The 12,351-nt window shown below is 32.9% G+C and carries 13 protein-coding genes; 3 read left to right on the top strand and 10 right to left on the bottom strand.

Features of this window, described 5'->3' with window-relative positions:
• Positions 1 to 32 precede the first annotated feature (32 nt).
• From ACJAZK_RS13615 to ACJAZK_RS13590, 6 genes are all read right to left on the bottom strand, one after another.
• Positions 33 to 395 (bottom strand): MmcQ/YjbR family DNA-binding protein, encoded by a 363-nt coding sequence (locus ACJAZK_RS13615; RefSeq protein WP_415224491.1) that lies wholly within the window; start codon positions 393 to 395, stop codon positions 33 to 35.
• Between the two features lie 30 nt (positions 396 to 425).
• Positions 426 to 1,034 (bottom strand): DUF4230 domain-containing protein, encoded by a 609-nt coding sequence (locus tag ACJAZK_RS13610; protein ID WP_415224490.1) that lies wholly within the window; start codon positions 1,032 to 1,034, stop codon positions 426 to 428.
• A gap of 101 nt (positions 1,035 to 1,135) precedes the next feature.
• On the bottom strand, positions 1,136 to 1,888 hold the full coding sequence (locus ACJAZK_RS13605; RefSeq protein WP_415224489.1) for a cyclase family protein: 753 nt from the start codon (positions 1,886 to 1,888) through the stop codon (positions 1,136 to 1,138).
• A gap of 23 nt (positions 1,889 to 1,911) precedes the next feature.
• Positions 1,912 to 3,084, bottom strand: a complete 1,173-nt coding sequence (hemW, locus tag ACJAZK_RS13600; protein ID WP_415224488.1) for a radical SAM family heme chaperone HemW — start codon at positions 3,082 to 3,084, stop codon at positions 1,912 to 1,914.
• Between the two features lie 417 nt (positions 3,085 to 3,501).
• Positions 3,502 to 4,056, bottom strand: coding sequence for a crossover junction endodeoxyribonuclease RuvC (ruvC, locus tag ACJAZK_RS13595; protein WP_147231144.1), 555 nt, complete (start codon positions 4,054 to 4,056; stop codon positions 3,502 to 3,504).
• 3 nt (positions 4,057 to 4,059) lie between these two features.
• On the bottom strand, positions 4,060 to 4,692 hold the full coding sequence (locus ACJAZK_RS13590) for an outer membrane beta-barrel protein (protein ID WP_415224487.1): 633 nt from the start codon (positions 4,690 to 4,692) through the stop codon (positions 4,060 to 4,062).
• Between the two features lie 44 nt (positions 4,693 to 4,736).
• Here ACJAZK_RS13590 and ACJAZK_RS13585 point away from each other — a divergent pair, with 44 nt between their 5' ends.
• The 3 genes from ACJAZK_RS13585 (at position 4,737) to ACJAZK_RS13575 (ending at position 7,766) form a co-directional block, all read left to right on the top strand.
• The gene (locus ACJAZK_RS13585) at positions 4,737 to 5,714 is read left to right on the top strand and encodes a lysylphosphatidylglycerol synthase domain-containing protein (RefSeq protein ID WP_415224486.1); all 978 of its coding nucleotides are present in this window, start codon (positions 4,737 to 4,739) and stop codon (positions 5,712 to 5,714) included.
• Entirely contained in the window at positions 5,711 to 6,832 is a 1,122-nt protein-coding gene (locus ACJAZK_RS13580) for a glycosyltransferase family 2 protein (RefSeq protein WP_415224485.1), read from the top strand. The genes ACJAZK_RS13585 and ACJAZK_RS13580 overlap by 4 nt, the downstream gene beginning before the upstream one ends.
• Positions 6,833 to 6,893: 61 nt before the next feature.
• The gene (locus tag ACJAZK_RS13575) at positions 6,894 to 7,766 is read left to right on the top strand and encodes a hypothetical protein (RefSeq protein ID WP_415224484.1); all 873 of its coding nucleotides are present in this window, start codon (positions 6,894 to 6,896) and stop codon (positions 7,764 to 7,766) included.
• A 140-nt stretch (positions 7,767 to 7,906) separates the two neighbouring features.
• Here the strand turns inward: ACJAZK_RS13575 and ACJAZK_RS13570 are convergent, their stop codons facing one another.
• From ACJAZK_RS13570 to ACJAZK_RS13555, 4 genes are all read right to left on the bottom strand, one after another.
• Positions 7,907 to 8,410: a hypothetical protein gene (locus tag ACJAZK_RS13570; protein WP_415224483.1), complete on the bottom strand. Its 504-nt coding sequence runs from the start codon at positions 8,408 to 8,410 to the stop codon at positions 7,907 to 7,909.
• Between the two features lie 107 nt (positions 8,411 to 8,517).
• The gene (locus tag ACJAZK_RS13565) at positions 8,518 to 9,654 is read right to left on the bottom strand and encodes a tetratricopeptide repeat protein (protein WP_415224482.1); all 1,137 of its coding nucleotides are present in this window, start codon (positions 9,652 to 9,654) and stop codon (positions 8,518 to 8,520) included.
• Entirely contained in the window at positions 9,654 to 11,957 is a 2,304-nt protein-coding gene (locus tag ACJAZK_RS13560; protein WP_415224481.1) for an energy transducer TonB, read from the bottom strand. The genes ACJAZK_RS13565 and ACJAZK_RS13560 overlap by 1 nt, the downstream gene beginning before the upstream one ends.
• 1 nt (position 11,958) lies before the next feature.
• The gene (locus ACJAZK_RS13555; protein WP_415224480.1) at positions 11,959 to 12,321 is read right to left on the bottom strand and encodes a BlaI/MecI/CopY family transcriptional regulator; all 363 of its coding nucleotides are present in this window, start codon (positions 12,319 to 12,321) and stop codon (positions 11,959 to 11,961) included.
• Positions 12,322 to 12,351 lie beyond the last annotated feature (30 nt).

Raw genomic sequence — 12,351 nt, 5'->3', positions numbered from 1 at the left:
GGGATACACAAAAGTGTAGACCAGTGGTGAAATCAGTCCAGCTCTTGACGCATTTTTTTAGTCATTCCCTTAACCACAAGGTCATAAGAATGGTCAATAAACTCACAAACTAGTTTTGGTTGTAATTCGCCTTTATGAATGTAAATGGTGTTCCAATGTTTTTTATTAGAATGAAACCCACCAACGATGCTATGATAGGTTTCACGAAGTTCTAGAGCATATTCTGGATCACACTTTAAGTTCACTGAGCCCTCTCCTTTTTCCCATTTTACCAACGGAAAAAGCGCAAACATCTTTCCTAATACTTTAAAAACAAGTGTGTCTTGGTCAAACGGAAATTCTTCGGTTACCTTGTTTTTTTGAAGACAATATCTTCTTAGTTGCTCAATATCCATATCTCTAATATTTCAGAAGAAAAAAGATTTTTATTTCAGTTTTTTAGGCATCTTATTTTCCATATCTAAAGCAGTATAATCCAACTTCCAACCAATAGTTTGTGCAATACTTTGTATGAGTAAAATAGAATCTAAGGCTTCCTTTTTTGCGATGTCATACAGGCCACTTTTTGGAACTTTATTCATAATATGACGTTTGGCTTCATTATGTAGCTCTGTTAGACCTGAGGCTTCAAATTTATTGAACATACCATCTGTTTTATCGTAATAATTTAAATCTGTTTCTATACTCAACACTTCGGGTTCTGGAAAATGAAACAAGGTTACCGTATTTGTTTTAACATTAGAATCCATTTTTATTTTAGACAAATCAAACCCTACATGAGCTTTAGCATTGATGACTACCAATGCTTTTTTTCTACTCACTACCAACTTTAAAAAACGCTCTTTTACATCTTCATAATGATAGATTTCTGCAAAGTCTCCTTCTACAGTAATGAATTTACACACTCTTTTTATTTTGTCTAATAAGATGACAGATTGAGAATTGGTTTGTTTTTTAAGATTAAACTTTTTAACAATAGTCACCATGCCTAAGGTGCCTAATATACTTAAGATGATTATAAATAATGTTTCCATAATTCGTTATTGCTATACAGTTTTATTGTACTCTGGAATTTATATTCAAATGTTAAGCCAGCGGTCGAATTGAAGATGTTTCCGACGAAAAACACAATCTATTATTGCTCTATTATTTTATATAAAATAGGTTTACTAGGTGTCGCATCATTTTCAAAAGGAGCGATTTGAAGGTTTAAAAAATACTCCCCATCATCAACGTTATTTGGCACATAAATAAATTCTGTTATCGTGGCATCTTTACGCAATTTCCCATCAAAATCCCAAAAGGCTTTATGTGCTCTTAATTCACCTCCATCTTCTTCTTTATCGACACTTGGCAAATCTATAAGTAAATGTTTAATCCCTTTCTTTACCAAAAACGCCACGGCATCCTCTTTTAAATAGGTCCAATTGGTATTTGAGTATTGCCTCGAATGTTTGTCTGTTGTATTTGGTATCGTTCTAATAACGATAGCATCCCGTTTTTTATTTCCTAAGGCAAATTGTAATTGTGCTTTTGAGATCACAGTATCCCCGTCTAATGCCTCGGGCGCTACAGTTACAACCTCTGCTAAAAAGAAAAACTGTTTTAAATTTTGATTGATTGAGTGGAATTCTTTGGTGATATGACCAACACATTCTGTATGTGTGCCATGTGCATGCGGATTAAAATTTATCGTATTAAAATTCACCGCTGCACCTTCTGCGACGCTTATCACATCGTCATCAAATTTAACCGATTCTATGGTTGGCTCATTAATATACCAAGCATTCACATTAGATTTTGAAGCACGCATTGGTATAGAAATATCTAAAGGTTGTGCTAAATCGACTTGTAATTTTCTAGAATTGTATTGTATTGTTGCTAGCATTTATGGTGAGTTATATTGCAGTATTAGTTGAGTTTAAAAAGACTTGAAGCTATACCATCACTTAAAAATTTTCCTTTTTTAGTAACCAATAGCTTTTCATCTTCAATATACAATAATTGTTGATTTATAAAAGTCTGTGATTGTTCCAAAAGGTACTTTTTATATTCCGATCCATAATTAGAGGCGACTTTTTGCAGAGAAACCCCCCAAACTGTTCGCAATCCTGTCATCACATATTCATTATAGCTATCGGCAGTGCTCAGTGTTTCTGTTTCCTTCGGAAAGGCACCAGCTTCAATAGCCTTTATATATTTTGAATTATTTCTAATGTTCCAGCTACGCTCATTTCCGGAGAAAGAATGTGCAGAAGGTCCAATTCCCAAATACGGTTTCCCTTGCCAATAAGCCGAGTTATTTCTACTAAAAAAGCGGTCCTTACCAAAATTAGATAATTCATAATGCACAAAGTCATGAGCTTCTAAAGTTTCCACCAACATGTGAAATTGATCATGTGCTAAATCATCATCTACATTCTCAATAATTCCTTTTTTTATAAAACTCTCTAAGGCTGTTTTGGGCTCTACAGTAAGTGCATAGCTAGAAATATGTGGAATCCCATAACTCAAGGCCATATCAATATTTTGTTGCCATTGTGCATTACTTAATCCTGGAATACCGTAAATAAGATCAATAGAAATATTATCAAAATAACGTGTTGCTTCTTCTAAACAGGATTTAGCTTCTTGAGAATTATGCGCACGATTCATAAGCTTTAAATCGTCTTCAAAAAACGATTGAATACCAATGGAGAGTCGGTTGATGCCTATTTTCTTGTAGTCGGAAAAAATTGAGTTGCTTATGAGACCTCTCGACTCTTCTCGAGGTGACTGTTCGGCTAAAATTAAATCATCGGGATTAGCTTCTATTGTGATTTCTGGCGCTTCGGAAACTTTATAATTTGCATACACTTGCTGTATCAAAAACTGTAACTCTTCAATGCTTAAAAGTGACGGTGTGCCACCTCCAAAATAAATGGTTTCTACGGTTGTATTTTTAAACTCATCTTTGCGCATTTCTAGCTCTTTAGCTAATGCGATTACGAGTTCATCTCTCTTTTTTAGTGAGGTAGAAAAATGAAAGTCGCAGTAGTGGCAAGCTTGTTTGCAGAATGGGATGTGGATATATATTCCTGACATAATTAATTTTCAGTCGCAGTCACAGTGTACACTAATAATTTGAATCTTCAAAAGTAAGGCTTAAAAAATCAAAAGCTATAATACCGAGCTGCATAAAGTTACAAAAAGCTTACTGGCATGTTGAAAAAATGACTGTTGTTACTGAGGTTTCTAATTAAGAATTGAGGGGCTTTTTAAAAATTTTAAAGACACCAATAGGAAACATAACAAGCCATACAATTAGACTATATAAATTATGTTCTACTTTTTCATCTGTGTACAAAAACACTGTTTTCTCCAAATTAGTTTTTAGTGTCATACGAATACCAATTATTACTTTTGTGCAATAATCACCTTCCAGCCTTCTAATAATTTTTGGTAACACTCAACAATTGCAAATTACACGAATTTCCCAATAAAAACCGAGACTGCGACTGGCTATTTTTTAACTCTATCCTCATTCTGTTTTACGAAAGCTCCCCAACCTGAATAACTTTTACCAATCTCTATACGACCTTGATTATAAAAATGACAAACTGCAGCAGCTAGTCCATCCATAGAATCTAGATTTTTAGGTAACGTTTTTAGGCCTAATAGACTTTGTAACATTTTAGCGACTTGTTCTTTACTGGCATTACCACTTCCTGTGATTGCCATTTTTATTTTTTTAGGCGCATATTCTGTAATTGGAATTTCGCGAGATAATCCTGCAGCCATAGCGACACCTTGAGCTCGTCCCAATTTGAGCATACTTTGCACATTTTTACCAAAGAAAGGAGCTTCAATAGCTATTTCATCTGGATGATGCGTATCTATTAATTCTATAGTACGTTCAAAAATGAGTTTTAGTTTAAGGTAATGATCGCTGTATTTTTTGAGATTTAACTCATTGAGTTGTAAAAACTCCATCTTTTTACCTGTGACTTTTATAAGTCCGAAACCCATAATAGTCGTTCCTGGATCAATCCCTAATATTATTTTTTCGTTGCTCATTGATTAACAGTATTGGCAACCACTTAGTGAAAATGTGATTCCGAAGGTGATGGTTAAAAGATTTCCATTGAATGAACCAAAGCCTTCTGTGATGGAATCAAAATCACCACCAAAACCAGCGATATATGAAACATCTGTATACAAAGACATATATTCACTCATAGCATAATGTATTTCTAATCCTCCCATTAGATTTAAAAAGGACCTCTTGTTGTCACCAAAATCACCTAAAGGCTTCACCAATGAATAGCCTGGTCCAGCATGAGCTACAAGCCCAAGTCTTAATGGTAAAAAACCGATGGCTTCTGTTGGGTCATATACAAATTGTGCATTGATTCTTGTATAGTTTGATTTAAACTCGATAGAACTATCATCACTAGAGACACGATTGAATCCAAAATCGAGCTTTGCTCCCAATTGACGTTTAAACATATATTGAACCCCTAAATTAACTGTTGGAAAATTAACAGATTTACCTTGAAATTGTTCAACAAATCCAGATTGCGAGGGACTATTAATACCAACTGCGAGTTGCGCTTTTATTTCATTAGTCGCTTTTTGCGCATAAGTATATGAAAAGCACACCAACGCCAGTAGTAAAATACTTAATTTTGGAAGTCTATTATTTAAGGTCATATCAATATAATGGTTTAATTTGGCTGATAACTTTAATGTATTCTATGAATTTTGGAGGTCTTCCTTACAAAACTAAACAATTCTTTTTTGTACTTATTAAATTAAGCATTGTTGTTGGTGCTTTTTATTTTATCTACAATAAATTAGCCAACAATGAAGATTTAAACGTTCATGAGTTTATCCAGTATTTAAGCCAAAATGGTCTATTTTCAATTAAAAACGCTGGAATTCTACTCGTTTTAACCATTTTTAATTGGTTTTTTGAAATCCTCAAATGGAAAACTTTGGTACGCTATATTAAAATAATTTCTTTTAAAAATGCATTAGAACAAAGTTTAGGTGCTTTGACTGCTTCGCTTTTTACACCAAACCGAATTGGAGAATATGGAGCAAAAGCCATTTATTTCAATACAGCAATGCGCAAAAAAGTGATGCTTCTTAATCTTACTGGAAATATGATGCAAATGACAGTAACCATTCTTTTTGGCAGCATCGGTTTATATCTCATGCACACGATGTATGATTTGCATATTGACTATTTTACAATCTCGAAATTCTTACTCATCATCATTGTCATAATTGGCTTAATATGCTTTGCCTTACAACAAAACAGGTTTAGAATAAAAGGATTTTCTAGTGATAAGCTAAAGTCGTTTTTTAGAGATGTATCGCTTAGTATTCAAATGACTGCGTTTGGAATTTCAGTGTTGCGCTATTTAATTTTCTCATTTCAATTTTATTTTTTATTAGATATTTTCGGAGTTAATTTCACTTATCTACATGCCATGATGGTCATTACTAGTATGTATTTGCTCGCTTCCATTATTCCGTCAATCTTTATTTTTGATGTCGTTATAAAAGGTAGCGTAGCCGTGTATTTATTTTCTATTGTAGGTATTGATGAATTTACCATCCTAAGCATTATTATGATTATGTGGTTACTTAATTTTGTTCTCCCAAGCTTCTTTGGTAGTTATTATGTGCTTAATTTTAACCTTCCAAAAACAGACGACGACTTATGATCACCATCATATTCATTATTACTCTTTTATATCTGTTGTTAATTGGGAGCTTTATCTACGGTTTTGATAAGGTGCCCAGTTTTCAATTAGAAGATATTACTGCTAAAACAAAATTCTCAATCATTATTCCTTTTAGAAATGAAGCAGATCACCTCCCTCTATTATTAGCATCAATTTCAAAATTGAACTACCCTAAAGCACTATATGAAATCATTCTTGTAGATGATGATTCTGAGGATAATTCCCTAGAAATAATAAAAAGCAGCAAACTTCAAAAATTTGATATTTCTGTAGTAAAAAACAATAGACTTACCCATTCTCCAAAAAAAGATGCCATTACTACAGCTATTAGCCACTCTAAATATGATTGGATTGTTACCACAGATGCCGATTGTAGTCTGCCTAAATATTGGTTAGATACGTATGATCATTATATACAAAATCATAAACCTAAACTTTTAATTGCTCCAGTAACCTTTACAACTATAGCGTCCTTTTTTGACCGGTTTCAACTTCTTGATATTTTAAGTTTACAAGGTGTAACCATTGGTGGTTTTGGTGTCAACTTACCTTTTATGTGTAATGGTGCAAACATGGCTTACCAGAAAGCCGTTTTCAGTGATGTTAAAGGGTTTGAAGGTAATTCACATATTGCTAGCGGAGATGATATTTTTCTACTTGAAAAAATACTCAAAGCAAATAAAAATGCTGTTCATTATATAAAAAGCAAAGACATCGTTGTATCCACTAATCCCGAATCAAATTTCAAAAGTTTAAAATCACAACGGGTTCGTTGGGCTTCAAAAACATCAAACTATAATAATGGTTTCAGTAAATTAACTGCACTAGTCGTTTTATTTATGAATGCGCTATTAGTGTGTCTACCGCTCTTGTGTTTCTCAGGTATTATATCTGTAAAAGTATTTCTCTACACATGCGTTATAAAGTTTTTAATTGACTTTTTATTAATTTTTAAAACCGCTCGTTTTTTCGATCAAGGACAATTTCTATCGTCCTACTTTTTATCTTGTTTACTCTATCCTTTTTTTAGTGTGTATGTAGCATTTATATCTATATTTAAAGGATACAAATGGAAAGGTAGAGGGTATGGCAAATAAGACCTGTTATGACTATCAATTATTTTTGTTAGATTTACCATAATCCAAATCCGGAATTGTAATGAAAAAAATTATTTGTTTATTTTATTTGGTCTTGAGTTTCTCATTTGCAGAAGCACAAGAAACCTTTACTATTGATGGAGAAATTCTAGAATTAAAAACGGAAGTTAATGGTAAGTTAGATTTATTATGGAATATTATCGATAGTAAATATCGCTATTTTATAAGAACAGAAAACGAAACCATTATGGAGTTAAAAAACACCAAATTAGAAGGTAAGTTTCAGCGAGAATACAAAACGCTTTTAAATGAGTTGACTAACGACTCCATGTCAACCAGACGATTAAACCTTACGCTCTTTAGCCTTAAAGAGTTTATAGACACCCATAACAGTAATGCAGATTCTTCATATCAATCTACAGCAGTTCGTAACAAATTACACTTTAGAATTGGTGTTTTTGGCGGATTTACAAATAGCCCATTTATAACAAATCCAAATAATCTTACGACACCCCTTTTTGGAGGTGAACTAGAAGTTTTAGATATTGGTCAGATCTCCAGGCATGCTGTTTTTCTTCAAGCAAAGCATGTGCTTGAACAAGACGAATTGGAATATTCTACAACAGAATTATCATTAGGATATCGTTTTAGAGTCATAAACAAAGCCTCTTTTAGTCTCTACGCAAACATGAAATTTGCAACCTTAAATTTCTCTAACGCCACTATTCTTGTGAACAACAATGATGTTATTACTGCAGAGGAGTTTAATCAAACCGCTTTTGATGTTCCTTTTATATTTGGTATAGGAGCAGATATTAGAATTACAGAGAACAGTTTCATCACCTTGGCATATAATGAATTATTTGCCTTGTTTCTAGACAATCAAGGTAACTTTTCTCAAGATTTCGCTGTCGGTTATAAGTTTAATTTATAGTAAGATTTTTGCGATTTAATTTTTTGAATACTACTTAAAATTCTTATTCGAATGCTTACTGTTGAAAGAAAAACCCTCCTGATTCAGCAGTGCTGAATCTGTCCTCCCTTTATAAAAAGCAAGGAGCTAACTTTGGCTACTTAACGCTTATTTTTAGCTGATTGGTGTTCGTTAATTGTAATAATTACAGGTAAACTAAACTGGGTTTTCACCTGTTGGCTTCTCTTAATTGCTGGATAAATTTTTGGGAGTGCATCTAAACTCTTCCGCAGTAAACTGTCTAATTGTGGGATTTCTTCTTGCGTTACTTCATGACTTACAATATCATTAATCACAAACACACCTTTACTATCAATAGTGATTTTAAGTTGAATTGTATCGTGAATTTCTTGGGAAACAATAATCTTATATTTCGTTAGATTTTCATTAAGAATTTGATGTAGTGTATTTTCAAAACACAGTTTTTTATTGGCATTATCTAAACTTATATCGCAAGATTCAAAAGTGGGATATTCATCAACATCATTCCAATTAAATGCTTGCAATTCTTCTTTTAGAATATCGTTAGAATACACTTTCTTCTTCTCGATGAATTCGCAAGAGCAAAACGTAATAAAGAATACAAAAGCGATTATGCGATTCATAGTAATTCAACTGAAACCGAAAAGTACAATTTTTTATACAAATATAACCTACTCGCGAAGCTTCGGGATTTAAAACCTTTAAGGATAAGATTACATACTAGACGCTATTAGTCTTCTGTCTTTATAAATTGCTCTTCTTTAAGTTCTGTTATTCGTCTTGATGCAAACTTCGCATATAAGGTCTCTGGATATTTATCTCTAAAATCCTCATACAATTTGATCTTTGAATCTACATCTGCATAATACTTATCTTTTGTAGATAAAATATAAAACTCTGAACTTATGTTATCTGGGTTTTCCTTGAGTGATATTTGAAATGCCTCAATCGCTTCTTTGTGTTTGTCTTGTCTATTTAAAACTGTGCCTAATAATTGATATTCATAATCTAAAGGCACATCTTTTAGGTCTAATGACTGCCTAATGTATTTTTCGGCACTTTCATAATCCTTAAGTCGGTTGTAATAAGATCCAATCAACAACATGGATTCAGAACTATATGCATTATACTTTAATACCAATTTTCGTTGCTCAATAGCCAACTCATAATCTGAAAACTCAGCATGAAGCATACTCAGTTTTGTATGGATAAACTCAGAGGATTCTCCCATGGCTATCAGTTTTTCAAACCATGCTCTTGCATTATGGTTATCATCTTGATAATAATAGTTCTGAGCTTTTAGGCTAATAAGTTCTACATTACTTTCATAGCTCTCTAATCCTTTATCTATATACCGATGTGAGGTTTCGTGTTTGCGTTTAATTAAAAAATGCTTTGCTATTTTATAGATTGCTTTTTGATGAGTTTGATCTAAATCATAAGCCGATCGAAACCGATTTAATGCAGTAGAATCTTTCATACGCTCTAATGCTAATCCCATTTCGTAATGGTAATTAGGATTGCGGTAGTCAATATTCATCAAATTATCAAACACTTCTATTGAGGCTTCAAAGTTTTTAGTTTTTGAGAGTAATCTGGCATATTCGTATAACACCAAACCGTTTTTAGGTTCTGTTTCTGCTGCTAATTTATAATAAACTAACGCACTATCATAAGTACCTATAGCGACGTAAGCCTTCGCTATTTTAGCGGAGACCTCATCTTGATTGCTATAGGTTTTGTAAGTGTCAATAGCTTTACTATAATTACCATTGCTATACAAACTATCTGCAGTATTTAAAACTGCGGGTTGTGCATCAGCATTGAAACCTACCAAAACACTTATAAGTATAAAAAGTAATCGCATTAATTATTCTTATTTTCTTTAGCGCTTCCTTGTACTTGAAATAGAATAGGTAACGAATAATTAACAATGACTGCTTTACCATTCATTTCTCCGGGTTTAAACTGAGGTAAGCTACTAATCACACGTTTTGCTTCGACTTCTAAATCGGGATGTGGAGCTCTTGCTTTGACCTTTTTAATAAAACCATCCTTATCTATTTGAAAAATTACATTGATCCGTTGCCTTCCTATTAAACCAAGTTGAGTAGCTAAGTCTGTATTAAAATTTTTATTAACATATTGAGATATAAAATCACTAAAGCAAGCTTTTATTGCTGCCTCATCGGCTAAGTTTTTACAGCTTTCGGTAAGCGGAACTTTATCTAAAGCTAAAAAAGGGACTTCATCTGAATTTTTCAATTCTTCTTTCAATTTTGTGATACGTTCCAATTCTAAAACTTCTTTAACCTCATCGGTTTTAGTATCTCCTTTTACCTGAAAAACAATTGGTAAACTATAGGGTACAGTCACTGCTACACCTTTTTGCTTACCGGGAATAAACTGGGGTAAGGTTTTAATGACTCTTATTGCTTCTTTTTCTAATGCAGGGTGTGGTGCTCTTGATTGCACGCCAATAACATTCCCCTTTGTATTAATTTTAAAAATCACGTTGATACGTTGCCTGCCTGATAAGCCTAAACTATCTGCTAAACTAGTATTGAAGTTTTTAGCAACGTGCTTTGACATGTTTTCGCTCATGCATTTTCTGCGTTCCTCATTTGTATTTAACGTCTGGCAGAATGTGAACGTCGGGGTTTCTTCTACGATTGAGAAAGGTATTTCTGCCCAAGAATCAACTATTATTGTTTCGTCAAGCGCGTTATGTTTGACCACATGGTTTTGTTTTTCGAAATCATAGACTTTAGCATTATAAAAATCTGAAACTATGAGTTTATAATATTTATCATCAGTTTTTAATTGCATTAAATGGATATCTTGTTTTTTCTTTTCTTCTGAAGTTAGATTCTCAATATTTTCTACGAACAATTTAAGTTCTCCAGCTCTATCAGTAGCTTCCCACAATTGCTTAGCTTCGTGTGTTTTTTTCCACTCTAGATATTCTTTATAGGTCTTTCTAGTTTTTGATTGAAGCTTTTCTTCCATTTTTAAGAAATCCTTAGTCAATGTCCCATCCTCAGATTTACGTTTCACAGAGTTATCTGACATATATTTCATATAAACACCAAATCTATAATATTGAACTTTAGAGCTAACGTATTTATCTCCTCCAACCATCACAAAATCTCCAATTTGCATAAAGGTCTTTCCGTTTTTATCCATTTCAACTAATTCATCATACAGCTTTTCTTTTAACTCCTGATCTGTCAACTCCTGACTGTCTTGATTTTCAATTTCCGAAGAAGAAGTAACAACTTTTTCCTGTGCATAAGACGAGGTGTACATGAGCATGATAAATACCAATGGTATTAATAAGGCGTACTTCATCAAATTGATTTGATTTGATTTTGATTTACTTAACATAACGATTCGTTTTTTGATTAATGAATGTTTAAAAAATGGATTTACAAATGAGAATTGCTGGGTATCAAAAACTTGGGTCAACAAATTATCATAGTAATCTGCTTTATTTTGACCTTTTACCGCTTTGGCATCTGCAATATATTCGTGAAGTGTAGCCATTCTATTTTGAAAGATATAGACTAGCGGGTTAAACCAAAATACGATACGCAACAACTCAAAAAACAACAAGTCTAACGAGTGTCTTTGCTTAATGTGTACCATTTCATGCTCTAAAATTGAAGCACTATCTTTCTCACTCAATTGATTACCTAAAAAGATGTAATTAAAAAACGAGAATGCATTTGTACTATCTAATAGACAAACGATTAAGACATTACCACTCCAATGTTTAGGATTATTTGAAGCTAATACTACTAATTTTATGATTTTATAAACTAAAATTAATGTGGCGATACACATACCAAAAATGAGTATCATATTCCAAAGTGATGTAGGCACCGGCTCTAAATTAATACCTGCTTCCATAGCTATTTGAGGATCAATGGCACTCAAAGCTTTTGTTGATTCTCCAATGAGTACTTCAGGTAAGCTAATCACGAAATCTTTGGAGACAACATCTTTTATGCGGTCTATTTTAATAAAAGGGATGGCTAATGATAAGACTGATGTACCCAGTAAATAGAAGCGATTGAGATTGAAGAACGTCTCCTTCCTAAGAAAAACATCATAAATAATTAAAAACAGTAATTGAAACGCAACGACTTGTATAATATAGTGTAACATGTTATTGGTTAGTTTTATTAATGTCTTTTAAAATGGCTTCCATATCTTTTAAATCGACATCATTTTTCTTTACAAAAAACGATACCATACTTTTAAAAGAGCCTTGAAAGTAATTATCCACTAAATTGTTTATAGACTGATTACTGTACTCTTGCTTTTTAAGCAACGGAAAATAAATATGTCCTTTACCTTGCTTCTCATAATCTACAAACCCTTTGTTTTCCAAAATTCTAATAATTGTAGACACCGTATTGTAAGCAGGTTTTGGTTCTGGAAGTTCACTGATAACGTCCTTTACGTTGGCTTTTTCTAAGTGCCATAAGACCTGCATGATTTCTTCTTCGGCTTTTGTGAGTTGTTTCATGGTTGAGTATTCAGTATTCAGTATTCAGTA

It is taken from the genome of Psychroserpens sp. (assembly GCF_047633235.1).
Taxonomy (GTDB): domain Bacteria; phylum Bacteroidota; class Bacteroidia; order Flavobacteriales; family Flavobacteriaceae; genus Psychroserpens.
This window is presented reverse-complemented; position numbering and strand designations above follow the sequence as displayed.